Consider the following 25,303-nt stretch of genomic DNA (forward strand, 5'->3'; position numbering starts at 1 on the left):
CCGGTACCATGCTCAAGCCGCCTGATTCCGTGGAACCAGTCTTAGCAGACTCTCGGTATTGCCGAAGCCCCCAGACTTGACCGCGCACCGGAAATGCCGCCCGTCGGCGGCCGTTACGTCAAACCACGGCACACCTGCCTCGATTTCTCCCTTCGGCATCAGCGTCTTGATGCCGAGTTCGCGGAAGACCGCAAGCGCCGTGTCACCACCGCCGACCATCAGCATGTCCGGCCTGGTATCATCGATCACCGATTTTACACCGCCTGCGAAGCAGCGGGCAACCGTTGCGCCCTCACCGGCGATTTCGCCGGTGCAGCGCAGAAGCAGCGGCAGCGCCAGCCCCTCGCCACATTCGACGCTGCCCATCGGCGCATCGATGACGGCGCGCAGCGCACCTGCGGCTTCGAGGCGGTTCATCTGGGCCGCCGTGATCGGGTCGCGGGACCCGAAGGCAAAAAGCGTCCGGCGCGATGCCTGAAAGGCCAGCGGATGCCCACCGGCACGGCCGATCTTGCGGGCGAGCGCCGAGCCAAGACCACGGGCTCCGACGGCCAGCACGCTGTTCCAGTCATTGCCAAGGGCGATATCGTCGAGATCGAAATCGCTCTCGGCGTCGGCGACCACGACATCCATATCGCGGCCGGTAAAGAGATCGGCGACGGCAATCGGCTTTTCGACGCCGCGGCCGACGACGAAGCCGCGATAGGTGGTGCGGTCCTGGTCGGGAATGGCGGGAGCCACGACGATCCTGGCAAGACCGAGCGCGTCTGCGAGTGCAGCACTTTCGGCCGCCACATTGCCCTTCAGCCGGGAGTCGATCTTCTTGAGAACGATCGCTGGCTGCCTTGCGCTCAAAGCGTCTGCCGCCCGGCGCACGCGGCGCGCCGCATCGTCTTCCGGCAATGCGCGCGAAGCGGTGTTGATGACGACGACATCTGTCCCCGCCGCAAGCGCCTCATCGGCCGTCTCGACATCGATCGCCACCGCCACCGAAAGACCGGCGTCCACGAAGGGCGTGCCGGTATCCAGCGCTCCCGTCAGGTCGTCGGCAATGATGGCGGCTTTCAACGTCATGCAGTCTGTCCCGTGTTGACGGCGTGGCAGGCAACCAAGTGGCCGGGCTTTGCTTCCTTCCACTCCGGAATGACTTTCGAACAGACGTCCATGGCGACAGGGCAGCGCGTGTGGAAACGGCAACCGGTCGGCGGATTGAGCGGGCTTGGAACGTCGCCCTGCAGGATCTGCCGCTGGCGGGTGCGCTCATGCTCCGGATCGGTTTCCGGAACGGCCGAAAGCAGCGCCTTCGTATAGGGATGCAGCGGATTGTCGAACAGTTCTTCGCGGCTCGCGAGCTCGGCGAGACGACCGAGATACATGACGCCGACGCGCGTGCTGATGTGTCGGACAACGGCCAGATCGTGGGCGATGAAGAGATAGGTCAGCCCGTATTTTTCCTGCAGGTCGAGCAGCAGGTTGATGATCTGCGCCTGGATCGACACGTCGAGCGCCGAAATCGCCTCGTCGCAGACGATGAATTTCGGCTGGCAGGCGAGTGCGCGGGCGATGACCACGCGCTGGCGCTGGCCGCCGGAGAGCTCGTGGGGATAGCGCTGCGCAAAGCGCGTCGGCAGGCCGACATCGGTCAGCAGCGCATCGACCTTGCTCTTCAGCTCCGCCTTGGTGGCGAGCTTGTGGAACAGGATCGGCTCGCCGATCGCTTCGCCGATCGTCATGCGCGGGTTGAGCGTCGAATACGGGTCCTGGAAGACGATCTGCAGGTCGCGCCGGAAGGGGCGCATCTGCTTTTCATCGAGCGTCGCGATATCCTGGCCCTTGTAGACCACCCTGCCGGATGTCGCCTTGTAGAGGTTGAGGATCGTGAAGCCGGTCGTCGACTTGCCGCAGCCGGATTCGCCGACGAGCGACAGCGTCTCGCCTTCCATGATGTCGAGATTGACATTGTCGAGCGCATAGACAGTCGCCGAGCGCTCGCCGAAGGCGCCGAGCTTGACGTGGAAATGCTTGACGAGGTTTTCGACTTTCAGAAGCGGTTGGGCACCCATCACGCGGCCTCCTGCATTTTCTGGACGACGAAACATGCGGCGCGATGATTGCCGGCGCCCGCAACAGGCTCGAGCTTCGGCACGCGCTCGTGACAGACGGCTTCGGCGAGCGGGCAGCGCGGTGCGAAGGGGCAACCCTTCGGGCGGCGGCCGGGCTCCGGCGGCGTTCCGCCGATCGAGGAGAGACGGCTTGCCGGGGAGTCCGAGAGCTTCGGGATAGAGGACAGCAGACCGCGCGTGTAGGGATGGCTCGGGCGCGCATAGAGTTCGTCGACCGGCGCATCCTCGACAACGGTACCGGCATAGAGCACGGCAACGCGATCGACGAGGCCGGCGATCAGCGCCAGATCGTGGGTGATCCAGACGACCGACATGCCGAGCTTGGCGCGCAGGTCCTTCACCAGATCGACGATCTGGGCCTGGATCGTCACGTCGAGCGCCGTGGTCGGCTCGTCGGCGATCAGGAGTTTCGGATTGCAGGCAAGGCCGATCGCGATCATCACGCGCTGGCGCATGCCGCCCGAAAGCTCGTGCGGATAGGCCATCAGCCGCTCTTCGGGACCGGGAATGCCGACGAGGCGCAGCAGTTCCACGGCGCGGGTCCGCGCTTCCGCCTTGCTCATCTTGCGATGATAGATCAGCGGTTCGCAGATCTGGTCGCCGACGCGCATCACCGGGTTGAGCGAGGTCATCGGGTCCTGGAAGACGAAGCCGATATCGCCGCCGCGCACCTTGCGCAGGTCGCCATTCGACATCTTCTGCAGGTCGCGTCCGTCGAAATGCGCAGTCCCCTTGGTGACCTTGATCTTGTTCGGCAGCAGCCGCATCAGGCTCAACATGGTCAGGCTCTTGCCGCAGCCGGATTCGCCGACGACGCCGAGCGTTTCGCCCTTGTTGACGTAGAGGTCGATGCCATCGACGACGACGGCGGGACCGCGGCGGGTGTCGATCTCGACCGTCAGGTCGCGAACATCGAGAAGGCGTTCAGATGTCTTCGTGTTCATCACTTGCTGCCCCGCGGGTTGAGCGCGTCGTTGAGACCGTCGCCGAGGAAACTGAAGGCTACCGAAGCGAGGCCGAGCACGGCCGCCGGAGCGGCGAGAAGATGCGGATAGTGCTGCCAGACGCGCAGACCATCCGAGATCATGTTACCCCAGCTGGGGGTCGGCGGATTGACGCCGACGCCGAGGAAGGAGAATGCGCTTTCCAGAACCATCGCCGTGCCGAGACCGGCACTGACCGAGACGATGAGCGGGCCGAGCGCATTCGGAATGACATAGCGCTTGATGATCACCCAGTTGGAGAGACCGAGCGCCTGGGCGGCCGTGATATAGGGACGGCTGCGGATCGACAGCACCTGGGCGCGGACGAGACGCGCATAGGGCGGCCAGGAGATCAGCGCCATGGAACCGAAGACCAGGAGGAAGTCGACCCAGATCGTCTGGCGATAGAAGGGATTGAGAGTCGCCTGATACTGCGCCTCCATCCAGTTGGTGATCGGCGACTTCAGCGAGGCGTTGATGACGACGACGAGCAGCAGGTTCGGCACGGACATGGTGACATCCGTCAGCCACATGATGACGCGGTCGAACGGGTTGCCGAAGAAGCCGGCGATGGCGCCGAGCGTCAGGCCGATCATCACGGCAATGAAGGTGACGATGACGGCGACGAGGAAGGCGGTGCGCGTGCCGAAGACGACGCGGCTGAAGACATCGCGGCCGAGATCGTCGGTACCGAAGAGATGCGCCAGCGACGGTGCGGCATTGCGGGCCTGCAGATCCTGCGTCAGGTAATCATAGGGCGTGAGATACGGCCCGAAGATTGCCGCGAAGGCGAGGATCAGCACCACGATGAGGCCGAAGACGGCAAGCTTGTTGCGCTTCAGGCGGTACCAGGCGTCGCGCCACAGGTTGACCGGCAGTTCGTCGGCGGTTTCGATTGTCGAGAGAGGGATGGCGGACATGGTCAGCGGCTCCTTCTTGCGTCGTTGGCACGCGGGTCAAGCATCGGGTAGAGCACATCGACGAGCAGGTTCGAGATCATCACCAGGAAGGATCCGATAAGCGTGATGGCGAGGATGACCGGATAGTCGGAATTCGTCAGCGCCTGGACCGTGAGGCGGCCGAGACCCGGCAGGCCGAAGACCAGCTCCACGAAGATCGCACCATTGACGATGGTGATCATGATGAGGCCGAGCTGGGTGACGACGGGCGTCAGCACCGGGCGCAGGATATGCTTGATCGCAACCACCAGCTCCGGCACGCCCTTGGCGCGGGCCGTGCGGACGAAATCCTCCGACAGCACTTCGATGACGGCGGCGCGCGTCTGGCGCACGATCAGCGCGATCGGCTGGAAGGAAAGCACGATGAGCGGCAGGATGATGCGCACGTCGAAGACGCCGCCCCAGCCATAGGGCACCTTGATCATCGGCAGGAGCACGATAAGGCCGACCATCAGCAGCGGACCGGCGACATAGGCCGGGATCGCCCAGAGGAACAGGGCCGTACCGGTGATCGTGTAGTCGACGCGGGAATTCTGGTTCAGCGCTGCCAGCATGCCGAGCGGGATCGCCACGACAGCCGTCAGGATGATGGAACAGAGCGCCAGCTTGAAGGAAACCGGGGCAGCGGCCGAAACCATCGCCCAGACCGAACGGCCCGAGGTCAGCGAATTGCCGAACTGGCCATGCAGCAGGTTCCAGATGTAATAGCCGAACTGCTCGATGAAGGGTTTGTTGAGGCCCGCGCTTTCGCGGATGGCTTCGATGCGCTCCGGATTATAGGCGACGTCGCCCGGCGCACGAAGAAAGATCAGCTTGATCGGATCGCCGGCGCCGTAGAAGGCCATCGCATAGACGGCGAGCATCACGACCAGAACCGACGGAATCCAGATGGCAAATCGCGTTAGTACATAGCGAAGCAAGGCCACCTCCCACCTGTTATCAGGCGCGTTTACCGCAAACTGCGCGGACCGCGCCTACTCTTCTTGAAACTTGCGCGAAGACCTTGCGGCCTTCGCGCGGTTGCTTGAGGGCTGGAGAGACCGGCTTTACCGTCTCAATCAGCCGACCGATACGTCCCAGGGAGCGACGACCTGCCAGTCGAGGTTCTTCTCCATGCCCTTGACGTCCTTAGTTGCCCAGCGGGACATGGCCTGAGAATACCACGGAATGAACGCCCAATCGTCGCGGAATGCCTTCTGGGCATCCTGAGCGAGCTTGACGCGATCTGGATCGTCGGCAGCCTTGGTTGCTGCCTCTGCCAGAGCCGCATCCACCTTGTCGTTCTTGTAACCGCCGAGCTTGTTCTGGGCGTTGGACGAGGTGGAAGCGATGCAGCCCGCGAGATAGGACACGGCATCCGGAACGCGGGTGCCGACGTCGTCGCGGAAGATCTGGACCGAGTTCTGGTCCGGACCGGCATAAGAGTCCTGCTGCGGCTTCATGTCGACGGCGGTGATGCCGAGGTTCTGGCGCCACTGCTCGGCGATGAACTGGGCAGCCGCCTGAATGGCCGGAGCCGAGATGCCGACGAACATGATCTTCGGCAGGCGATCGGGACCGCCGTAGCTCGATTCAGCAAGCAGCTTCTTGGCGCCTTCGGGATCGTACGGATAGGGCTCGAAGCCGGAATTGTCGGCGCCCGGAACCGAGTTCAGGATCTGGTCTGCCTTCTTGTGCGGACCATCCGGATAGGATGCCTTGAAGAGACCGTCGCGATCGATCGCCATGATCAGCGCCTGGCGAACCTTCGGATCGTCCATCGGCGCACGCTTGACGTTGAACCAGAAGTGCTGGCTGGTCGGGATAATCGGGCCGGCGGAGAATTCCGGACCGAGATCCTGGATGATCGTCGAAGTGACGAGCTCGGTATGGGCGTTGTATTCGCCCGATTTGATGAGCTGCGTTGCCGTGACGTTATCTTCGATCGAGGCGATCTCGATGCGGGCGAGCTTCGGCTTCGTGCCGAAGAAGTTCTCGTTCGGCTCGAAGGTCAGCGTGCCGGCATCGATATCGATGGCAGTCAGCTTGAACGGGCCGGAATAGACGGCGCTGTTATCCGGCTTGTACCAGTCAGCCACTTCCTCGCCATCGCTGCCCTTCGACTGCGAAGCCTTGGTGATCGGGATGATGTGGTTGGCAAGGCGCATGAAGAAGATCGGATCGGCTTCCGTCAGCGTGACGACGACGGTACCTTCGTCAGGCGTCGCGACACCGGAGATCTCGGTGGCCGAGCCGCCGGCGACATCCTTGTAGCCTTCGACCTTGCCCATGACCTGATCGGCGCGCTGGCTCTTGGTGTTGGGGCGGGAGGCGACTTCCCAGGAACCCTTGACGTCAGCCGCGGTGATCTTGCTGCCGTCGGAGAAGACGGCCTTCGGGTCGATCTTGAAGGTCCAGACCTTCTTGTCCGGCGATTCCCAGCTGGTGAAGACGTAGGGGTTGAGCTTGCCTTCGGCGTCGAAATACATCGGCGAGGCCCACCAGAAGGAATTCCAGCGGAACGTACGGCCACCGCCGCGCAGCGGCGACCAATCCTGGTCGAAAGCCGGGTTGATGGCCTTCAGCACCTGACCTTCCTGGGCCATGACGATGCGGGCGCTCATGCCGAACAGCGTGAAGCCGACGCCGGCGGCGAGGCCGAGCTTCAGCGCATCGCGGCGCGACACCGTGGAAGCATTCTTGTCATTACGGTCTGCCATACATTCCTCCCATGGGCAAAACAGCGCGTACTCGAAAACCCTCCCCGAGCCGGACGCTTTACAATGCCCCAGAGATTTGCGCGATAATGTAAATCTGTCAATCCAAATTTACAGATTTCAACTTCCAAACTTTGGACAAAAATTTTTACCATTTAATTTCAATAGGATAAAATACGCATGTCATTCTGACGCAGCTTGTAAGATTGACAACAACTTATCATTTCGAGGAAAAGTCACGCACTGATATAGCCAGGAGCAGCCTTGCGCTGCAGAGGAGGATGCGTTGAGCAATCACAAGATCACGGGCGTTTTCAGCGCCGCTACGACACCCCTGAACGCCGACGGCAGCCCGGATGTCGGCCTGTTTACCGAGCACTGCAAGCGCCTGATCGAGGAAGGCTGCCATGGCGTCGCCCTGCTCGGCACGACCGGCGAAGCCAACTCCTTCTCGATGGGCGAACGCCGCATGCTGCTCGAAGCCGCACTGAAGGCCGGCATCTCGCCGGACAAGCTGCTGCCGGGCACCGGCGTTGCCGCCATTCCTGAAACGATCGAGCTCACCAAGCATGCGCTGTCGCTCGGCGTCACCAAGGTCGTAATGCTGCCGCCCTTCTACTACAAGGGCGTTTCCGACGACGGCCTGTTCAACGCCTATTCGGCGATCCTCGAAGGCGTCAATGACAGCCGCCTGCAGGTGATCCTCTATCACATCCCGCAGGTCTCGGGCATTCCGCTCTCCGTGCCGCTGATCGGCCGCCTCGTCGAAGCCTTCCCTGACACCATCGTCGGCATCAAGGAATCTGCAGGCGATTTCAACAACATGCAGGCGATCATCGCGGCATATCCGGGCTTCTCCGTGCTCTGCGGCGCCGATCCGCTGCTGCTGCCGCTGCTGAAGGCCGGCGGTGCAGGCTGCATCACGGCAACATCCAACCTCGTCGCCGACTCGCTGCGCACCGTTTACGACCACGTCCATGACGAAGCGCAGACGGCAAAGGTCGATGCGGCGCAGGCCCGTATCAACGGCTACCGCACGCTTTCCAATTCCTACGTGCAGATCCCGACCATCAAGGCGATGGTTGGCCTGAAGACCGGCAATGCCGGCTGGAAGCGCACGCGCCCGCCGCTCGTAGCCCTCACCGACGCGGAATATGCCGCACTTGCCGAAGGTTACGCACAGCTGCCGTAAGGAGGATGCCATGAGCTTCACCGCGCTCCCGCCGGAAGCCGTGCCGGCGCTGATGACCGGCAAGATCGCCCCGAACCCGGCCCAGCCGGGCCGGGCCGATGCCTATCTGCCCTCCCCCTGCATCCAGAACCACGCTGCCAATCTGGCTTTCCTGCCGGATGGCACGCTGACCTGCGTCTGGTTCGGCGGCACGATGGAAGGAATGGGCGACATTTCCGTTTACATGTCCCGGCTGGCGCCCGGCGCGGATCGTTGGTCCGAAGCGGAAAAACTCTCTGACGATCCGGCGAAATCCGAACAGAACCCGTTGATTTTCAATGCACCGGACGGAAAAATCTGGCTGCTTTACACCTCGCAGACATCTGGCGACCAGGACGGCTCAGTTGTAAAGTGCCGGATCTCCGAAGATGGCGGCAAGACGTTCGGCGCCGTCCGCCTTCTCTGCGATCTGCCGGGCACTTTCGTGCGCCAGCCTGTCATCGTCAATTCCGCGGGTAACTGGCTGCTGCCGGCGTTCCGCTGTGTCAGCTTGCCCGGCCAGCGCTGGAGCGGCGATGCCGATACTGCAGGCGTTCTGGTCTCGCGGGATCAGGGCCGGAGCTGGACGATGGTCGATGTGCCGGAGAGCCTCGGCGCCGTGCATATGAACATCATCCCGCTGAACGGAAGCAAAATGGTCGCCTTCTTCCGCAACCGTTTTTCCGAACATGTCCTGTCATCGGAATCCGGGGATAATGGCGAGAGCTGGTCGGCACCGAAGCCGGTCAACCTGCCGAACAACAACTCCTCGATCCAGGCAACCAAGCTTGGAGACGGCCGCATTGCCATGGCTTACAACCACAGCAACGCCGAGACATCGGATGCCCGCCGCGAGTCGCTCTATGACGAGATCGAAAGCGACAAGGGCGAAGCAAAGGCTGCGGAAACACCGGTTGCGACACGCCGCAAGGCCGTCTGGGGCGTTCCGCGTGCGCCTCTGAGCCTGGCGATCTCGACGAATGGCGGCCGGAGCTTCGATTCCCACATCGATCTCGACACCGGCGACGGCTACTGCCTCAGCAACAATTCCAAGGACTCGCTCAACCGCGAATTCTCCTATCCCTCGATCACCGAGGGGCCGGATGGGACGCTGCACATCGCCTACACCTACTATCGCCGGGCTATCAAATATGTTCGCCTGCCAAGTGATGTGGCGATCTGAGGCCCTGAACGACAGGATTTCGCGCCATTTGGCGCGAAATCCTTGATTGTATTTACAAGTGAATGCGGCGCGTCTGCTGCCTCAGCAACAATAGCGACACTAGGGAATAGAACGCCTCTATCGCTCTAAAAACAACAAGAAATCAATGCATTATCGAGTGTATCCAGACGGCCGACCGATAGCTACCGCATAGGTTTTCTGCGAATTTGCTCAAAAACCATCGCCCGCCTTATTGCCAGAAACATACAGTTGATATAACAACTTTACATCAATAGCGGCTTTGGCCGTAATCATGGAGGAGCCGTGTCATGGTCAGTCTGGATTCGCCTATCACGGTTGTCAGGCCTGAAATCATCGAGTTTGGCGTCGGCACGGCGGGCAAGCTCGGCAAATGGGCCGCCGCCAAGGGCTATGCCCGCACGCTTGTCATCTCGGATGCGTTCAACGCCTCGCGCGTCGATGTGCTCGAACTTCCGGGCCATGTCTCGGTCTTCGCCGATGTCACGCCCGAGCCCGATATTCCCAATCTCGACAAGGTGCTGGAGGCCGCAAACGCCGCGCAGGCCGAGCTGATCGTCGGTTTCGGCGGCGGCAGCGCCATGGATCTTGCCAAGCTCGCCGCGGTTCTCGCCGGCTCGTCGCAGACCCTCCACGAGGTCGTCGGCCCGCACAAGGTCACCGGTCCGCGCAAGGTCGCGCTGGCGCAGGTGCCGACGACATCAGGCACCGGTAGCGAAGCCGGGACCCGGGCCCTCGTCACTGATCCCAAGACGATGGCGAAGCTCGCGGTCGAAAGCCTTTACATGTTGGCCGATATCGCGGTCATCGATCCGGCGCTGACCTTCACCGTCCCCGCCCGCACGACGGCCGCCACCGGCGTCGATGCCATGGCCCATTGCGTCGAGGCCTTCACCAACCGCAAGGCCCACCCGATGATCGACATCTACGCGATCGAAGGTGCTCGCCTCGTCGGCAAGTATCTTGCCCGCGCCGTCAAGGACGGTTCGGATGCGGAAGCCCGCGCCGGTCTTTCGCTTGCATCGCTCTATGGCGGCTTCTGCCTCGGCCCGGTAAATACGGCCGGCGGCCATGCGCTGGCCTATCCGCTCGGCACCCGCTGGCACGTTGCGCATGGCGCCGCCAATGCGCTGATCTTCCCGCATGTCCTGGCCTTCAACACGCCGTCGGTGCCGGAAAAGACCCGCGCCGTCATGGCCGCGCTCGGCTATCAGACGTCGGATGATGTCCGCTCGGTCTTCGATGCCGCCTATGCCTTCTGCGCCGATCTCGGCATCGAGATGAAGCTTTCGGGTCTCGGCGTCCCCGCCGACGATCTGGATGCGATGGCGGACGATGCCTTTGCCATCCGCCGCCTGCTCGACAACAATCCGCGCGATCTCGCCCGCGATGATATCCGCGCCATTTATCAAGCTGCTTTTTAAGGGAATTTGACCGATGACGAAAAATGCAAAAGTGGCCGTGACGCTCGGCGATCCCGCAGGCGTCGGCCCCGAAGTAATCGTCAAGGCGCTGGCGGCCATGCCCGCCGGCGAGCGCAAGGATTTCGTCATCGTCGGCAACACGGAAGCGCTTGTTCGCGCCGACCGCGCCACCGGAAGCGGCCTGCGCTTCGGCTCCGCCGCTTCGGAAGACGGTTCGACCATCGCAGTCGATGAAGTCGAACTCGGCGCGCCCCTGCCCGAGATCGGCAAGGTCAGCCCGGTCGCCGGCGACGCCTCGGTGAAATACATCAGCCGCGCCGTCGATCTCGCCATGTCCGGCGAAGCCGATGTCATCGTCACCGCACCGATCAACAAGGAAGCGATGAACCTCGCCGGCCATCATTTCGACGGCCACACCGGTCTGCTCGCGCATCTGACGGGTTCGAAGAGCTCCTTCATGCTGCTCGCCTCCGAGCGGCTGAACACCATCCACGTTTCCACCCACGTTTCGCTGCGCGGCGCCATCGAACGCGCCAAGACCGAGCGCGTGCTGGCGACGATCGAGGCCGGTCATAACCACTTCATGCGTCTCGGGATGAAGCCGCGCATCGCGGTCGCCGGCATCAATCCGCATTGCGGCGAAAACGGCCTGTTCGGCACCGAGGATGCCGAGTTCCTGGCGCCTGCCGTCGAGCTGGCGCGGGCCAAGGGCATCGATGTCGTCGGCCCGATCTCCGCCGATACGGTATTCGCCCGCGCCTATAACGGCGCCTTCGATCTGGTCATCGCCCAGTATCACGATCAGGGCCATATCCCGATCAAGCTCGTGGCCTTCGAGACCGCCGTGAACGTATCGCTCGGCCTGCCGATCGACCGCGTCTCGGTCGACCACGGCACGGCCTTCGATATTGCCGGAACCGGCAAGGCCAATCACGTCAACATGCTCTCGGCCATCGCTTACGCCCGGCTGATGGCGCGCTCGCCGCGCAAGGCCGCATAGCGGATCGGGTGGCGCCAGCGCGCCGCTCTGCCGGGGGAAAATGAGGAGGCAGGCATGCAGAGAACCGTACTCGTTCTCGGAGGAGAACTCGCGCCCGAAGGCCGGGATGTGCTGGAGAAGGAAGGCGTCAAGGTCGTCCAGACTAAGCCCTATATCGACCGCCAGACGGTGATCGGCCTGATGCGGGAACATCAACCGGACGGCGCCATCATCCGCCTGCTTGCCGATGTTCTTGGCTCCGAGGAAATGAATGCGGGCGGGCGTCTGCGCCACATCGCCAAGCATGGCGTCGGTACCAACGATATCGACGTCAAGGCAGCCACCGAGCTCGGCATTCCCGTCTCGATGACGACGGGGAGCAACGGCATCTCCGTTGCCGAACACGCGCTGGCGCTGATCATGGCGCTGGTCAAGGATTTCTCCCGCCAAGATGCGCTGATCCGCTCCGGAACCTGGGACAAGGGCCAGTATCACGGCCGCGAGCTGCGCGGTCAGCGCCTCGGCATCGTCGGCTTCGGCTTCATCGGCCAGACGCTGGGCAAGATGGCGAAGGCGCTCGGCATGGAGGTCTCCGCCTTCGATCCGCATACGCCCACCGAGGCCTTCGACGGCTTTACCCGCGAGACCGATCTCGACAAGCTTCTGTCGACATCAGATATCGTCAGCCTGCATTGCCCGCTGACGCCTGAGACGCGCGACCTGATTGACGCGCGCCGCATCGGACTGATGAAGCGCGGCGCCTTCCTCGTTAACACCGCGCGCGGCGAAGTCGTCGACGAGACGGCGCTGGTCGAAGCGCTCCAGAGCGGCCATCTCGCCGGAGCGGGCCTCGACAGCTTTGCCATCGAGCCGCCGGAAAAGGACAACCCACTCTTCTCGCTGCCCAACACCATCGTCACGCCGCATGTCGCGGGCGTTACGCTCGATGCGAAGCGCGCCATGTCGGTCATATCGGCCGAACATGTGCTGGCGACGCTGCGGGGCGAGACGCTGCATCCGCGTTTCCTCGCCCGCTGACCTTTCAACGATCCGGAGGCTCCCATGGCCGATACGACTGAGACCCTCTATCAGGCAGACAAGCTGCGCGCTTTCGCGACATCGCTGTTTGCGGCGGCCGGCCTCGAAGACGACAAGGCCGAAGCCGTCTCCCGCTTTCTGGTCGAAGCCGACCTTCTCGGCCATACGACGCACGGCCTGGCGCTCGCCGGCTGGTACCTGCAAAGCATCGCCGACGGCGTCATGAAGGTATCCGGCGCGCCCGATGTCATCTCCGACCGCGGCCCGGCGATCGCCTGGAACGGCAAGCGCCTGCCCGGCGCATGGCTGACATCGGAAGCCGTCAAGCTCGCCAGCGATCGCGCCGCACAATACGGCACCGCGACCGTTGCAATCGCCGACAGTCACCATATCGGCTGCCTTGCGGCATACCTGACGCTCGCCACGGACCGCGGTTACATGGTCAGCATCGCGAGCTCCAGCCCGTCCGGCGCCCAGGTCGCGCCCTTCGGCGGCACGCGCGGCATCTATACGCCGAACCCGGTCGCCCACGGCATCCCGACGCCTGGCGATCCGATCCTCATCGACATCAGCGCCTCGATCACCACGGTGAACATGGCCCAGCGGCTCATCCGCGAAGGCAGGCAATACGAGCACGACTGGCTGCTCGACGAAAACGGCAACCCGAGCCGCGATCCTCGCGTCATCGAGCGCGGCGGTACGCTGCTGCCGACCGGCGGCCTCGATCACGGCCAGAAGGGTTACGGCATGGCCCTGCATGTCGAAGCCTTCACGCAGGGTCTTGCCGGCTATGGCCGCGTCGATTCTCCGAAGGGTACCAATGCCGCCGTCACCGTGCAGGTCTTCGATCCCGAAGCCTTCGGCGGCCGGGAAGCGTTTCTCCGCCAGACCGGCTGGCTCGCTGACGCCTGCCACAACAACCCGCCCCGCCCCGGCGTCGCCCGCGTGCGGTTGCCCGGCGAAAACGGCCTCGCCCGCAAGCGCAAGGCGCTGACGGATGGCGTCGCCCTCTTCCCGGGGATCATGGCTTCGCTGAAGCCGCATGCCGAGCGGCTGGGTGTTGCGCTGCCCGCTTAAAACGTCAGCTGCACCTTGCAGGCGGCGGTTCGGTCACCTGCCAGCACGAAGGCGGCATCGGCCTGCTCCAGCGGCATGCTGTGGCTGATGATCGGGCGGACGTCGATGGCGCGGCTGGAGATCAGCGCGACCGCGGTCGCGAATTCCTCGTGGAAGCGTTGCGTGCCGTGGATATGCAGCTCCTTGGCGACGATGGCGTTCAGGGGCACGGGTACCTCGCCCGACACGCCGACCTGGACGATCGTGCCGCGCGGTTTTACGGTGGCGATCGCGCTGCGGATGGCCGGCGCCGCCGCCGAGCATTCGAAGACCAGGTCGAAATAGCCCTTATTTGCCTCGAATTCCGTCAGTGCCGAAGCCCCGGCGGAGACATTGATTGCCCGCGTCGCGCCCATCGCGGTCGCCCGCTGCAGCGCCGCATCAGCAAGGTCGGTGACGACGATTTCCTCGGCGCCGTGGTGCCTGACAGCTGCAACCATCAGCGAGCCGATCGGGCCTGCGCCAGTCACAAGGACGCGCTTGCCCCGGATTTCGCCTGCCCGTGAAGCGGCATGCAGGCAGACGGAGAGCGGCTCGCTGCAGGCAGCTTCCGCCGCACTCGTTCCCGGCGCAACCTCGAAGCATTGCTTCTCTGGCACGACGAACCATTCGCGGAACATGCCCTGTTCATGCGGCAGGCGCATGGCGCTGCCCATGAAGCGCATTTCCAGGCAGTGGATCGGCATCGCCTTCCGGCAGTATTCGCAATGGCCACAGGGCTGGCTCGGATTGACGGCAACGAGCGTGCCGGGCTTCAGCTTTACATCTGCGCCCACCTGCTCGACGACACCCGCCGCCTCATGGCCGGGGATGATCGGCTCGCGGACCCTCACCGGCCCGAAGCCGCCATCCTGGTAATAGTGCAGGTCGGAGCCGCAGATGCCTGCGGCCGCCATTTTCAGCAGCACTTCCCCCGGTCCGGGCGACGGAACGGCCCCATTTTCGATCCTGAGATCACCCTTGCCGTAAAGGCGCGCGAGACGTGTCTGCATCTGTTCCTCCTACCGTATCAAACCGAGCTGCTGCGGCAACCAGAGAGATATGGAAGGGACAAAGGTGATCAAGATCAATGCGACGAAGAGCGGCACCAGCCAGGGCAGAATGGCGATTGTCGTGCGCTCGACCGACAGTTTGGCGACCCGCGACAGCACGAAAAGCACCATGCCGAGCGGCGGATGCAGCAGCCCGATCATCAGGTTGAGCGTCATGATCAGGCCGAACTGAACCGGATCGATGCCGAACTTGGCGACGATCGGCAGCAGGATCGGCACGAGAATGGTAATCGCCGCGATCGTATCGAGGAAGCAGCCGACGAACAGCATCAGCAGATTTACCAGGATCAGGAAAACCCATTTGTTGTCGGTGATCGACAGGATCGCATCCGAGAGCAGCTGGGCCGCCTGGCTGACCGTCAGCAACCACGCGAAGACCGAGGCCGCCGTGACGATGAAGAGAACCGAAGCGGTCGTCTCGATCGTATCGAAGCTTGCCTTGGCTAGCGTCGAGAAGGTCATCGTCCGGTAGCGCACCAGACCGAGGAACAGCGACCAGAGAACGGCGGCGACGGCTGCCTCAGTCGGCGTGAACCAGCCCATCGTCATGCCGCCGATCAGGATGACCGGCGTCATCAGCGCCATGACGGCGGAGAAGCCGAAATACCAGTCGAGGCCGAGAAGTACCAACAGGGCAATACCGGCTGCGGCATTCATCGAAAGGCCGGCAAGCATCATCAGATATATCGACAGCGGCACCAGCAGTACGACGACGATTTCCATGCCCGCCGACACCAGCTGCTTGACGTCGAAGGGCGCATCCGCGCCCCAGCGCTTGCGGTAGGCGAAAGCGGCGACCGTCACCATCATCAACAGCGTCATGACGATGCCGGGCAGGATGCCGGCCATGAACAGCGCGCCGATCGAGACATTGGCCATCATGCCGTAGATGACGAAGGGCAGAGACGGCGGGAAGATCGGGCCGAGCGTCGCTGACGCCGCGGTAACGCCGACGGCGGCTTCAACCGGATAGCCATGATCCTTCATCGCCTTGATCTCGATGGTGCCGATGCCCGCGGCATCGGCGAGCGCCGTGCCGGACATGCCGGAAAAGATCACCGAGCCGATAATATTGACCTGCGCCAGACCGCCCTTCATCCAGCCGACGAGCGCCACCGCGAAAGAATAGATGCGGCCGGTGACACCTGCCGAGTTCATCAGGTTGCCGGCAAGGATGAAAAAGGGAACCGCAAGCAGCGGAAAACTCTCAACGCCGGCGATCATGCGCTGGGCGACGATGATATCCGGGGCGACGCCATAGAGAACGATGTAGAGCACCGATGCGACGGCCATCGAGATGGCGACGGGAACGCCGATCACCATCAGCAGCAGAAACGAGCCAAGAAGCAGCAGCATTGGATCAACCCTCGACAGTCTGGAATTCTTCGGGGCGCTCGAGAACCGAGTAGCCGCGGCGCATATTGGCGATGAAGACGATGACGGCGCGGATCAGCATCAGCACGAAGGCGATCAGCACGCTGTAGAAGACGATGTTGCGGGGCAGATCGATGGTGACCATCTGCTCGTCGGCGACGATGCCGACATAGCGCCACATCAGGTAGCAGCCATAGGCCAGGAAGCCGATGCGGACGATATCGACGAAGGTGGCGAGCACGCGCGCCAGGCCGGCCGGCATATAGTGATAGAAGACATCGACCTGGATGTGCCGTGACGTCCGCACGCACATGACGGCCCCGAGAAAGACGACGCCGATCAGGCAGTTGATGGCGATTTCCTCGGTCCAGGCGTAGCTGTCGTTCAGCACATAGCGGGTGAAGAACTGCAGGAAGACGCAGCCAGCCATCAGCCAGAAGATGATCAGCGTGATCCAGTCCTCGATCGCATAATCGGAGATATTGGCGGTCGGCGCATGGCCTTCGAATTCGTGACCGATCTCTTCGGCGGTCACCGGCGTATGGATTTCTTGCGTCATGGGCGGCGTTGGTCCCCTGCGGAAAGAATGAGCGCGGCGCCCGAAAGCGCCGCACCGCGGGTTTTACTGGATCGCGCGGATCGCTTCCCAATCGGCCTTTTCGTAGCCGAAGTCCTCGAACTTCACCTTCTCCATGACTGTTTTCTCGAAGTCGGCCTTGTCGATCTCGGCGACATTCAGGCCCTTTTCCTTGAAGGTGGCGATCAGGCTGTTTTCCTTGCCTTCGATCGTCTTGGTGGTGCGCTCGGCAGCTTCCTGCATGACGTCACCGAAGATCTTCTTGTCCTCGTCGGAGAGGCTCGCCCACAGCGTCTTCGAGATCACCGTGTTGAGATGGTCGACGATGTGGCCGGTCAGGATGATGTTCTTCTGCACCTCGTAGAACTTCTTCGCCTCGATCGTCGTCAGCGGGTTTTCCTGCGCTTCGACCGTGCCGTTCTGCAGGGCGAGATAGACTTCCGCGAAGGCGATCGGCGTCGTGTTGGCGCCGCAGGCGCGCGGCATGGCGAGATAGGCCGGCACGTCAGGCACGCGGATCTTCAACCCGGCCATATCAGCGCATTTGGCGATCGGCTTGTTGGAGGTCGTGTGACGGGTGCCATAGTAGCTGACGGCGGCGATGTGATTGCCGGTCTTGTCTTCATAACCCTTGGCAAGGCGCTTGAAGACGTCGCTCTTGGTATAGGCGATCAGGTGTTCCGGGCTGCGGAAGATATAGGGGAAATAGGTGACGCCGATCGGCTTGTAGTCGCGGGCGGCGAAGCTCGAACCGGAGATGATGATATCGACGGTGCCGAGCTTCAGGCCCTGGTTGATATCGGCTTCCTTGCCGAGCTGCGAGGCCGGGAAGACATCGATCTTGTAGCGGCCATTGGTGCGCTTGTTGATCTCGCCTGCGGCCCAGACCGATTCCGTATGGAAGGGTTCCGACGTCTCGTAGACATGGGCCCATTTCAGGACCGTCTGCGCATGCGCAATTGCCGTCGACGCCATGATCGCCGCCGCGGTGCAAAGGATTGTTGCCAATTTCATCTTCATCGCTCTCTCCTCCCGAGCTCTGGTTTAAGTGACTGCATTTCCTTTCTTCGGACCGGCCGGATGGCCGCGCCCCTCCTCTCCCGGAAACTCCTCCCCGAAGCTTTCGGAAAATCTCTTCTGCGACATGGCAAGATGCGCCCGCATCGCGGCCTTCGCGGCATCAGGATCGCCGGCGGCGATCGCGTCGCGAATGGCCTGATGCTCCTCAAGGGCGCTGAGCCAGGTGGCCGGCCCCTCGAAATGGCTCGCGAGCTTTTCGAAATAGGGCGTCATGCGCATGTCGAACATTTCGCCGGTGACGCGGATCAGCGCCGCATTGCGGACGATCGCGGCAATGCCGGTGTGGAAGGCGCGGTCTGCGGCGATCACGGCGCTGGGGTCGCCGACCAGGCCACGCATGCTGTTCAAGGCATCGTCGAGCGCTGCGATATCGGCTGGAGTTGCGGTCTTCGCCGCTTCTTCGGCAATGGCGCACTCGATGACGGCGCGGGCCTGCAGCAACTCGAACGGGCCTTCGACCGGCTCCGGCTCGGTGGCGGCAGCCGCGACGCCGTGCTGGCGCACGACATAGATGCCGGACCCCATGCGTATATTGACGAGACCCTCGACCTCGAGAACGATCAGTGCCTCGCGCACCGTCGGGCGCGAGACGGACAGCTGCTCGGCGAGGTCGCGCTCGGCCGGCAAGCGTTGCCCGACGGCAAGCTCGCCGCTGGTTATCATCAAACGAATCTGGTCCGCCACCTGCCTGTACAGGCGGCGTGATTCAACTGCCGAAAACATTTGGCCTCCCCGGCGCGCTTCTCCTCAAGCACACGACTGGTCAACTGGCCTGACCAATTAACTCATGCGTAGCATCGGGCTGGTTGTGCGTCAATGCGCCGCATGAAATCAGGCCGGGTAGTCCACACCGTATTGTGCGGAAAGCGTGCGGAAACTGTCAGCGGTCGCCGGATCGAGTTCGACGCCGCGCTCGGCACGCTCCCTGGCAACGGCCCATTCCCGGTCACCGGGTGCCATGACCTTGAAGCCGTCGCGCGCGGGCGAACTCCTGAGCGTCTCGACGTAGCGCTTCATTCCCGCGTCGAAGGTCTCGAGATCGAGAAAGGCCTCAGGGTTGAGCGCGATGACGAAGGCGCCGAGGCCACGCGGCGTCGAAAAATCCGGGCCGGGCATCGGCGCGATGTCGAAGCTGAGCTTCATACCCGTCAGCACGGCGCTGAGGATTTCGGAAATGCCGGCGAGACCGGCACCCTTGAAGCCGAATTCACCGCCGAGCGGCGCCAGCATGTCGGCAATATCAGGGTCGCGGGTATCATAGCCGCGCTCGTCGGAGGCAACGCCGGCCGGCAGGTCGCGGCCGAGGCTGCGATAGAGCTGCACGCGATTATAGGGCACGGCGCTGGTCGCCATGTCGAACAGCCAGGGATCGCTGCCCCTGACGGGTACAGCGCAGGCGATCGGGTTGGTTCCGTGGAAGCGCATCGCCCCGTCATGCAGGCGAACGAAGCTGTCGGAATTGCAGAAGGCGAAGCCGATAAGGCCATGACCGGCCGCCGTCATCGCATAGGCTCCGGCCGGTCCGAAATGCGAAGAATTGCGCACCGCGACGGCGCCGATGCCGAAATCGACGGCCAGACGCGAGGCATGCGCCATCGCCGTATAGGTCGCGAGCGCCCCATGGGCATTATCGGCATCGAGCGAAGCGATGGCGCCGAGGTTGCTGGCGACGGCGATCTGCGGACGCGGATTGAGGCGGCCCTCGGTCAGCCCCTTCACGTAATGGCCGAGGAGACGGACGCCGTGGCTATCGATGCCATGGCGGATGCCGTGCATCATCGCCCGCGTCGCGGCATCGGCGGTCGCCTCGTCGGTCCCGGCGGCAAGAAAGACCTTGCGGCAAAACCTGTCGATCGAAGCGAGCGGCGTCGGGCCGCCGCGGGAGGAAGTCGTGTCATGGGGCATGCCGCTCTATCCGTTCCTGTCACGCATCCCGACAGAACTAGGCGAGCTTCCGCTCGCCGTAAAGCGGCTGAGATGGGATCAGACGCCGATCACCACCGGCCTTGCGCTGAGCCTTGCGATGATCGCCCGGAACTCCGCCACCATCGCCAGCGCAGCGGCGGCAACGGCTGGAGAGAGATGTTCGGAGCGGCTGGCCGCCCGGCCGATTTTCAGCAGGCCGCGAAGCTCGGCACGCTCATCGCACAATTGCGGAAAGCGCTCGACGAGAAGGCAAGGAAGAACATCGAGATCGTCTCGGAGGGATGGCGGCGCATCCTGCTCGAGTTGCAGCAACGCTCGAAGCTCGGCCTCAAGCTCTGCCGCCGCGCGGGCGATCTGTGCGATCACATCTGACATCATGCTCACTCCCCCTTTGGGAGCGGCGTTGGATACCGAATCGCCGCTCAACCAGGGCGGGTTATCTTACCATTCAAGAGCCGGCGATATCCCGCTTTTTGGGGATGCCGGTCGGATTTGCACAGAAATGATACCGGGTGCTTCTCAACCTGACGTAACGGCAGTCAGCTGTGCTCGGCAAAAGCCTCGAGCTCCGGATCGAAATCGACGTCGACAACATTGTTGAAGACGGCAGTCGCCAGCATGATCCCGGCGAAGGCAACGAGATCGACCAGAACCTTGGCCGGATAGCGCCCCTTCAACGCCTCCCAGATCTCGGCAGGGATGGCATTGGAATCGGCGACGATCGCGGTTCCGAAGCGGGCGAGCAGCTGCTCGTTATCGGACAGCGTCAGCGCATCGGGGTCGAACCCGGCATTGATCAGCGCCCGGCGGAAGAAGGTAATGGCGATCTTCGATTTGCTGGCTTTCGAGATCGCATGCGAGAATATCCAGATCTCCCGGTCGTTGACGGCGGGGTTGAGCTCGGCGCGCAGCGTGAACCATTCGGCATAGATACGGTGGGCGGCGGGCGAATGCAGCAGCGTGCGCTTCATATTCGTCATCCGGCCGCGAATCTTGACCTCCTCGTCATGCGCCTCGCGGATTTCCGCCGATGCCGTTTCGTAGTCGATCTGGGGAATGTGGCTCATTGCATCGCACTCGTGGTTTTCATCATTGCTGCCGATGGGATAGCAGCCCAGGCCGTCAAACTCCATGGCGCATTTCCGCTCTTGCCTCGACGGCCGAACGGCGGGCACAATCGGCGCAACGGAGGACCACGAATGAGCCATGACCACCACGACCACCCCCATCGCCATGATGACGGCCCTGTCGACTGGCGCGAGCACGGCGTCAAAGTCATTCCCGGCAATTCGCTCGATCCGAACACGGCGCAAACCCCGGGCATGAACCGCGCCACTGCGATCAACAATGCCCGCGCCGGTGCCGAGAAGATCTGGGCAGGCACGGTCGTAATCCACGCCAACGCCAAGACCGGCGCCCATCATCACGGCGATCTCGAAAGCATCATCTATGTGGTCAAGGGCAAGGCGCGCATGCGCTGGGGCGAGCACCTGGAATTCGTCGCCGAGGCCGGCCCCGGCGATTTCATCTATGTGCCGCCCTTCGTGCCGCACCAGGAAATCAATGCCAGCCGCGACGAGACGCTGGAATGCGTGCTGGTGCGCTCCGGCCAGGAGCCCGTCGTCGTCAATCTCGACATCGAGCCGGTCGAAAAGCCCGAACAGGTCGCCTGGATCGACCCGATCCACAAGGCTTAAGAACGGGCGTTAACCGGTTTTACCGCCTATCTTTTTCAGCCCCTTGCCGGTTTGCATTCGCCCTATACTTATTGGCGTGTTCATGGACAGTTTCCGAGAGGAAACCCGGGTCGGTCGAGATGCATCAAAACAGCATGAGCGGGCATTCCTTTCTGAAAAAGGGAAGCGAGGCCGCTGACATCATTGCCAATTTCGATTGGTCCAAGACCTCGCTCGGCCCGATCGGCGAGTGGTCGCCGACCCTGAAAAGCGTTTGCAGCCTCATCCTCCATTCCCCGGTGCCGATCGTCACCCTCTGGAACGAGGATGGCGTGATGATCTACAACGACGCCTATTCCGCTTTTGCCGGACGCCGCCACCCGGAGCTTTTCGGCTCGAAGGTGCGCGAGGGCTGGCCGGAGGTCGCCGATTTCAACGATCATGTGATGAAGGTCGGCCTGGCCGGCGGCACGCTCGCCTACGAGGATCAGGAACTCATCCTCTATCGCGGCGGCAGCGGCGAGCCCGAGCGGCTCTGGACGAAGCTCGATTACTCGCCGATCTGCGACGAGAGCGGCACGCCGGTTGCCGTCATGGCGATCGTCGTCGAGACCACCGCAAAGGTGAAGGCAGAGCAGCAGCTGCGCGCCGAGAAGACCCGTCTGCAGAAGATGTTCGAACAGGCCCCCGGTTTCGTCGCGACGATGAGCGGCCCGGAGCATCGCTTCGAAATCGCCAATGCCGCCTACCAGCAGCTCGTCGGCCATCGCGATGTCGTCGGCAAGACGATCCGCGAGGCACTGCCCGAAGTCGAGGAGCAGGGTTTCGTGGCGCTGCTCGACCAAGTGCGCCGCACGGGCATCCCCTATATCGGCTCCGAACAGCTGGTGAAGCTGCAGCAGAAGCCGGATGCGGAGCTCATCGAGCGCTATCTCGATTTCATCTATCAGCCGCTCCTTGGCGAAGATGCCCGCGTCTCCGGCATCTTCGTACAGGGCTATGACGTGACCGAGCGAAAAGAGGCGGAGGATGCCGCGCGCGAGAGCGAGTCCCGCTTCCGGCTGGTCGCCGAGAATGCGCCGGTCATGCTCTGGATGAGCGACGACCAGATGCGCTGCCTCTATCTGAACGCCGCGATGCGCCAGTTCTGGGGCGTGGGCGAAGCCGATGTCTCGGCCTTCGACTGGAACGCCACGATCCACCCTGATGACGTCGCTCCGCTGATGGCCTTCGTCAGCAAGGCGGTTGCCAAACGCGAGGCCTTCGGCGTCGAGGCCCGCTATCGCAATTCGGACGGCGAATACCGGTTGCTGCATACCGACGCCCGGCCGCGCTTCGATGTGCGCGGCGAATTCCTGGGCATGATCGGCGTCAACAGCGATATCACCGACGCGCGCAGCGAGGAGACGCGGCGCATGGCGCTGATCGACCTCGCAGACTGCATTCGCCAGACCACCGAACCCGCCGAAATTGCTTATGCCGCCGCCGAGATCCTCGGCAAGGCGCTGCATGTGACGCGCGCCGGCTATGGCACGATCGATCCGATTGCCGAAACGGTGACGATCGAGCGCGACTGGAATGTGCCGGGCAATCCAAGCATCGCGGGCACGCTGCATTTTCGCGAATACGGCACCTATATCGACGACCTCAAGCGCAACGAAACCGTCGTCTTTGCCGATGTCGACAAGGACCCGCGTACGGCCGCGACCTCCTATGCGCTGAAGGGCATCGGCGTCCATTCGGCCGTCACCGTGCCGCTGACAGAAGAGGGCCAGATCGCCGCCGTCCTTTTCCTCAACAATGCGGTACCCCGCGAATGGCCGGAGGTCGAGCTCGATTTCATCCGCGACTTTGCCGAGCGCACCCGCACCGCTGTCGAGCGCCGCCGGGCCGAACAGGCGCTGCAGGAACTCGCCTCGTCGCTGGAGAAGAAGGTCGCAGAACGCAGCGCCGAACTTGATCGCGTCTGGCGCAATTCCGGCGACATCCTCGTCGTCATGCGTCCCGATGGCGAAGTCCGCGCCATCAATCCGGCCTGGTCCGATCTGCTCGGCCACCGGCGCAAGGAAGTTGCCGGTCATCGGCTCTGCGAGTTCCTCGTCGACGGCGATCCGCCGCTCTTCGATGCGGCGCTAAAGCAGGCTGTATCGGGCGAGGAGATGCAGGGGCTGGAACTCAGCCTCAACCACAAGAACGGCGGCCAACGCACTGTTTCCTGGCGCTTTTCCTTCGAAAGCAACATGGTCTTCGCCTATGGCCGCGATGTCACCGCCGAGAAGGAACAGGCAGCCGCGCTGCGCGATGCCGAAGAGCTGATCCGCCAGACGCAGAAGATGGAGGCGATCGGCCAGCTGACGGGCGGCGTCGCCCACGATTTCAACAACTTGCTGCAGGTCGTTGCCGGCAATCTTTACCTCTTGAGCAAGGATGTCGGCAGCAACGAGCGCGCCCAGAAGCGCATCGAGCACGCGCTCGCCGGCGTCAACCGCGGCTCGAAGCTCGCCAGCCAGCTGCTCGCCTTCGGCCGCCGCCAGCCGCTGGAGCCGAAGGTGGTCAATGTCGGCCGCTTCGTTGCCAATATGGGCGAGATGCTGCGCCGGACGATCGGCGAGGCCATCGAGATCGAGACGATCCGCGCCGGTGGCCTGTGGAACACCTTCGTCGATCCGGTGCAGATCGAGAACGCCATCCTCAATCTGGCGATCAATGCGCGCGACGCGATGGACGGCAGCGGCAAGCTGACGATCGAGGTCGGCAATGCCTCCATCGACGACGACTATGCCCGCAAGCATGTCGACGTGGCGCCCGGCCAATATGTCATGCTGGCGGTCAGCGACACCGGCTCCGGCATGCCGGCGGATATCATCACCAAGGTGTTCGAGCCCTTCTTCTCCACCAAGCCGGTGGGCAAGGGAACAGGCCTCGGCCTGTCGATGGTCTACGGCTTCGTCAAGCAATCCGGCGGGCACGTGAAGATCTATTCCGAGATCGGTCAGGGCACGACCGTGCGCCTGTATCTGCCGCGCACGCTGGAGGAGGAAGACCTGCTTGCCGAGGGCGATCATGGCCCGGCTACCGGCGGCAAGGAGACGATCCTGGTCGCCGAGGACGACGAGGAGGTGCGCGCCACCGTCGTCGAGATGCTGGCCGATCTCGGCTACCGTATTCTCAAGGCGAAAGATGCCGCGAGCGCTCTGACCGTCATCGAAAGCGGGATCGCGATCGACCTCCTGTTTACCGACGTCGTCATGCCCGGCCCGCTCAAAAGCTCGGAGCTGGCGCGCAAGGCGAAGGAACGGCTGCCGGAGATCGCCGTGCTTTTCACATCCGGCTATACCGAAAACTCGATCGTCCATGGCGGGCGGCTGGATGCCGGCGTTGATCTTCTCTCGAAGCCCTATAGCCGCGATGCGCTTGCCCGCAAGATCCGCCATGTGCTGAACAACCAGCGCCAGCGCAACATGGCGAAGGCCTCCCACCATGAGCGCCGGACCTCGCCTCAAGAAGCACCGGCAGAGGCGACAGCCCTGCGCATTCTCTATGTCGAGGACGATGCCTTCATCCGCATGGATACGTCGGAAATGCTGCAGCAATCCGGCCATGCCGTCAGCGAAGCGAGCAGCGCCGAGGAAGCCCTGCCGAAGCTCGGCCCCGGCAGCTTCGATATCCTGCTGACCGATGTCGGCTTGCCTGGTATCTCGGGCGCTGAGCTCGCAAAGCAGGCCCGGGCGATCGACCCCGGGCTCGCGGTGATCTTCGCCACCGGCAATTCATCGGTCGCCGGATTCGAGGCGGATGCCGGCGCCATCGTGCTGGTCAAACCCTATAGTCAGGCCGATCTCACGGCTGCCGTCCTGAAGCAGACGCGCTCGCGGTAGTGAGCGCGCCG

General features: G+C 63.0%; 22 protein-coding genes and 1 pseudogene. 9 read left to right on the forward strand and 14 right to left on the reverse strand.

What is annotated here, in order from left to right; translation table 11 throughout:
* Window positions 1–12: 12 nt before the first annotated feature.
* The 6 genes from ABIE40_RS25745 to ABIE40_RS25770 all read right to left on the reverse strand — a co-directional run bounded on the left by ABIE40_RS25745 (window position 13) and on the right by ABIE40_RS25770 (window position 6,764).
* The gene (locus ABIE40_RS25745; protein WP_199625294.1) at window positions 13–1,074 is read right to left on the reverse strand and encodes a four-carbon acid sugar kinase family protein; all 1,062 of its coding nucleotides are present in this window, start codon (window positions 1,072–1,074) and stop codon (window positions 13–15) included.
* Window positions 1,071–2,063: an ABC transporter ATP-binding protein gene (locus ABIE40_RS25750; RefSeq protein ID WP_199625295.1), complete on the reverse strand. Its 993-nt coding sequence runs from the start codon at window positions 2,061–2,063 to the stop codon at window positions 1,071–1,073. The genes ABIE40_RS25745 and ABIE40_RS25750 overlap by 4 nt, the downstream gene beginning before the upstream one ends.
* Window positions 2,063–3,067, reverse strand: a complete 1,005-nt coding sequence (locus tag ABIE40_RS25755; RefSeq protein ID WP_112712004.1) for an ABC transporter ATP-binding protein — start codon at window positions 3,065–3,067, stop codon at window positions 2,063–2,065. The genes ABIE40_RS25750 and ABIE40_RS25755 overlap by 1 nt, the downstream gene beginning before the upstream one ends.
* Window positions 3,067–4,026, reverse strand: a complete 960-nt coding sequence (locus ABIE40_RS25760) for an ABC transporter permease (RefSeq protein ID WP_130283804.1) — start codon at window positions 4,024–4,026, stop codon at window positions 3,067–3,069. The genes ABIE40_RS25755 and ABIE40_RS25760 overlap by 1 nt, the downstream gene beginning before the upstream one ends.
* A 2-nt stretch (window positions 4,027–4,028) precedes the next feature.
* Window positions 4,029–4,985 (reverse strand): ABC transporter permease, encoded by a 957-nt coding sequence (locus tag ABIE40_RS25765; protein ID WP_112712008.1) that lies wholly within the window; start codon window positions 4,983–4,985, stop codon window positions 4,029–4,031.
* Window positions 4,986–5,123: 138 nt separating this feature from the next.
* Window positions 5,124–6,764 carry an ABC transporter substrate-binding protein gene (locus tag ABIE40_RS25770; protein WP_148194671.1) on the reverse strand — a complete coding sequence of 547 codons (1,641 nt, stop codon included), beginning with the start codon at window positions 6,762–6,764 and terminating at the stop codon, window positions 5,124–5,126.
* A gap of 283 nt (window positions 6,765–7,047) precedes the next feature.
* Here ABIE40_RS25770 and ABIE40_RS25775 point away from each other — a divergent pair, with 283 nt between their 5' ends.
* The 6 genes from ABIE40_RS25775 (at window position 7,048) to ABIE40_RS25800 (ending at window position 13,690) form a co-directional block, all read left to right on the forward strand.
* The gene (locus ABIE40_RS25775) at window positions 7,048–7,953 is read left to right on the forward strand and encodes a dihydrodipicolinate synthase family protein (RefSeq protein ID WP_199625296.1); all 906 of its coding nucleotides are present in this window, start codon (window positions 7,048–7,050) and stop codon (window positions 7,951–7,953) included.
* Window positions 7,954–7,963: 10 nt separating this feature from the next.
* Window positions 7,964–9,154, forward strand: coding sequence for a sialidase family protein (locus ABIE40_RS25780; RefSeq protein WP_199625297.1), 1,191 nt, complete (start codon window positions 7,964–7,966; stop codon window positions 9,152–9,154).
* A 308-nt stretch (window positions 9,155–9,462) separates the two neighbouring features.
* Window positions 9,463–10,596, forward strand: coding sequence for an iron-containing alcohol dehydrogenase (locus ABIE40_RS25785; protein WP_199625298.1), 1,134 nt, complete (start codon window positions 9,463–9,465; stop codon window positions 10,594–10,596).
* A 13-nt stretch (window positions 10,597–10,609) separates the two neighbouring features.
* On the forward strand, window positions 10,610–11,596 hold the full coding sequence (pdxA, locus tag ABIE40_RS25790) for a 4-hydroxythreonine-4-phosphate dehydrogenase PdxA (RefSeq protein ID WP_199625299.1): 987 nt from the start codon (window positions 10,610–10,612) through the stop codon (window positions 11,594–11,596).
* Between the two features lie 54 nt (window positions 11,597–11,650).
* Window positions 11,651–12,613, forward strand: a complete 963-nt coding sequence (locus ABIE40_RS25795) for a hydroxyacid dehydrogenase (RefSeq protein ID WP_199625300.1) — start codon at window positions 11,651–11,653, stop codon at window positions 12,611–12,613.
* A gap of 24 nt (window positions 12,614–12,637) precedes the next feature.
* On the forward strand, window positions 12,638–13,690 hold the full coding sequence (locus tag ABIE40_RS25800) for an Ldh family oxidoreductase (RefSeq protein WP_199625301.1): 1,053 nt from the start codon (window positions 12,638–12,640) through the stop codon (window positions 13,688–13,690).
* On the opposite strand, the gene ABIE40_RS25805 is transcribed toward ABIE40_RS25800, so the two are convergent.
* The 8 genes from ABIE40_RS25805 to ABIE40_RS25840 form a co-directional block, all read right to left on the reverse strand.
* A complete protein-coding gene (locus ABIE40_RS25805) occupies window positions 13,687–14,721 on the reverse strand; it encodes an L-idonate 5-dehydrogenase (protein WP_199625302.1) in 1,035 nt (344 codons plus the stop codon). The genes ABIE40_RS25800 and ABIE40_RS25805 overlap by 4 nt on opposite strands.
* Before the next feature lie 9 nt (window positions 14,722–14,730).
* Window positions 14,731–16,137: a TRAP transporter large permease gene (locus ABIE40_RS25810; protein WP_199625303.1), complete on the reverse strand. Its 1,407-nt coding sequence runs from the start codon at window positions 16,135–16,137 to the stop codon at window positions 14,731–14,733.
* 4 nt (window positions 16,138–16,141) lie between these two features.
* Window positions 16,142–16,714, reverse strand: a complete 573-nt coding sequence (locus tag ABIE40_RS25815) for a TRAP transporter small permease (RefSeq protein WP_112712026.1) — start codon at window positions 16,712–16,714, stop codon at window positions 16,142–16,144.
* A 63-nt stretch (window positions 16,715–16,777) separates the two neighbouring features.
* Window positions 16,778–17,752, reverse strand: coding sequence for a sialic acid TRAP transporter substrate-binding protein SiaP (locus tag ABIE40_RS25820; protein WP_130283782.1), 975 nt, complete (start codon window positions 17,750–17,752; stop codon window positions 16,778–16,780).
* Window positions 17,753–17,776: 24 nt separating this feature from the next.
* Window positions 17,777–18,535: a FadR/GntR family transcriptional regulator gene (locus ABIE40_RS25825; RefSeq protein ID WP_199625304.1), complete on the reverse strand. Its 759-nt coding sequence runs from the start codon at window positions 18,533–18,535 to the stop codon at window positions 17,777–17,779.
* A gap of 108 nt (window positions 18,536–18,643) precedes the next feature.
* Window positions 18,644–19,717: an Ldh family oxidoreductase gene (locus tag ABIE40_RS25830; protein ID WP_199625305.1), complete on the reverse strand. Its 1,074-nt coding sequence runs from the start codon at window positions 19,715–19,717 to the stop codon at window positions 18,644–18,646.
* A gap of 78 nt (window positions 19,718–19,795) precedes the next feature.
* Entirely contained in the window at window positions 19,796–20,116 is a 321-nt protein-coding gene (locus tag ABIE40_RS25835) for a hypothetical protein (RefSeq protein ID WP_199625306.1), read from the reverse strand.
* A 161-nt stretch (window positions 20,117–20,277) separates the two neighbouring features.
* The gene (locus ABIE40_RS25840; RefSeq protein ID WP_199625307.1) at window positions 20,278–20,805 is read right to left on the reverse strand and encodes a carboxymuconolactone decarboxylase family protein; all 528 of its coding nucleotides are present in this window, start codon (window positions 20,803–20,805) and stop codon (window positions 20,278–20,280) included.
* Window positions 20,806–20,937: 132 nt separating this feature from the next.
* Here ABIE40_RS25840 and ABIE40_RS25845 point away from each other — a divergent pair, with 132 nt between their 5' ends.
* The 3 genes and pseudogenes from ABIE40_RS25845 to ABIE40_RS25855 all read left to right on the forward strand — a co-directional run bounded on the left by ABIE40_RS25845 (window position 20,938) and on the right by ABIE40_RS25855 (window position 25,292).
* Window positions 20,938–21,435 (forward strand): cupin domain-containing protein, encoded by a 498-nt coding sequence (locus ABIE40_RS25845; RefSeq protein ID WP_112712036.1) that lies wholly within the window; start codon window positions 20,938–20,940, stop codon window positions 21,433–21,435.
* A 134-nt stretch (window positions 21,436–21,569) separates the two neighbouring features.
* Window positions 21,570–23,270, forward strand: a pseudogene (locus ABIE40_RS25850) (PAS domain-containing protein); the annotation flags it as partial.
* 66 nt (window positions 23,271–23,336) lie between these two features.
* Window positions 23,337–25,292, forward strand: coding sequence for a response regulator (locus tag ABIE40_RS25855; protein ID WP_354541159.1), 1,956 nt, complete (start codon window positions 23,337–23,339; stop codon window positions 25,290–25,292).
* Window positions 25,293–25,303: the final 11 nt, after the last annotated feature.

This window comes from Rhizobium sp. OAE497 (genome assembly GCF_040546565.1).
GTDB lineage: Bacteria > Pseudomonadota > Alphaproteobacteria > Rhizobiales > Rhizobiaceae > Rhizobium.

Coding starts and splice junctions, on each gene's coding strand:
- ABIE40_RS25845 (WP_112712036.1), top strand. CDS start 20,938: ATGAGCCATGACCACCACGACCACCCCCATCGCCATGATGACGGCCCT.
- ABIE40_RS25810 (WP_199625303.1), bottom strand. CDS start 16,137: ATGCTGCTGCTTCTTGGCTCGTTTCTGCTGCTGATGGTGATCGGCGTT.
- ABIE40_RS25815 (WP_112712026.1), bottom strand. CDS start 16,714: ATGACGCAAGAAATCCATACGCCGGTGACCGCCGAAGAGATCGGTCAC.
- ABIE40_RS25830 (WP_199625305.1), bottom strand. CDS start 19,717: ATGCCCCATGACACGACTTCCTCCCGCGGCGGCCCGACGCCGCTCGCT.
- ABIE40_RS25820 (WP_130283782.1), bottom strand. CDS start 17,752: ATGAAGATGAAATTGGCAACAATCCTTTGCACCGCGGCGGCGATCATG.
- ABIE40_RS25750 (WP_199625295.1), bottom strand. CDS start 2,063: ATGGGTGCCCAACCGCTTCTGAAAGTCGAAAACCTCGTCAAGCATTTC.
- ABIE40_RS25755 (WP_112712004.1), bottom strand. CDS start 3,067: ATGAACACGAAGACATCTGAACGCCTTCTCGATGTTCGCGACCTGACG.
- ABIE40_RS25745 (WP_199625294.1), bottom strand. CDS start 1,074: ATGACGTTGAAAGCCGCCATCATTGCCGACGACCTGACGGGAGCGCTG.
- ABIE40_RS25835 (WP_199625306.1), bottom strand. CDS start 20,116: ATGATGTCAGATGTGATCGCACAGATCGCCCGCGCGGCGGCAGAGCTT.
- ABIE40_RS25770 (WP_148194671.1), bottom strand. CDS start 6,764: ATGGCAGACCGTAATGACAAGAATGCTTCCACGGTGTCGCGCCGCGAT.
- ABIE40_RS25780 (WP_199625297.1), top strand. CDS start 7,964: ATGAGCTTCACCGCGCTCCCGCCGGAAGCCGTGCCGGCGCTGATGACC.
- ABIE40_RS25825 (WP_199625304.1), bottom strand. CDS start 18,535: ATGTTTTCGGCAGTTGAATCACGCCGCCTGTACAGGCAGGTGGCGGAC.
- pdxA (WP_199625299.1), top strand. CDS start 10,610: ATGACGAAAAATGCAAAAGTGGCCGTGACGCTCGGCGATCCCGCAGGC.
- ABIE40_RS25800 (WP_199625301.1), top strand. CDS start 12,638: ATGGCCGATACGACTGAGACCCTCTATCAGGCAGACAAGCTGCGCGCT.
- ABIE40_RS25785 (WP_199625298.1), top strand. CDS start 9,463: ATGGTCAGTCTGGATTCGCCTATCACGGTTGTCAGGCCTGAAATCATC.
- ABIE40_RS25840 (WP_199625307.1), bottom strand. CDS start 20,805: ATGAGCCACATTCCCCAGATCGACTACGAAACGGCATCGGCGGAAATC.
- ABIE40_RS25795 (WP_199625300.1), top strand. CDS start 11,651: ATGCAGAGAACCGTACTCGTTCTCGGAGGAGAACTCGCGCCCGAAGGC.
- ABIE40_RS25805 (WP_199625302.1), bottom strand. CDS start 14,721: ATGCAGACACGTCTCGCGCGCCTTTACGGCAAGGGTGATCTCAGGATC.
- ABIE40_RS25760 (WP_130283804.1), bottom strand. CDS start 4,026: ATGTCCGCCATCCCTCTCTCGACAATCGAAACCGCCGACGAACTGCCG.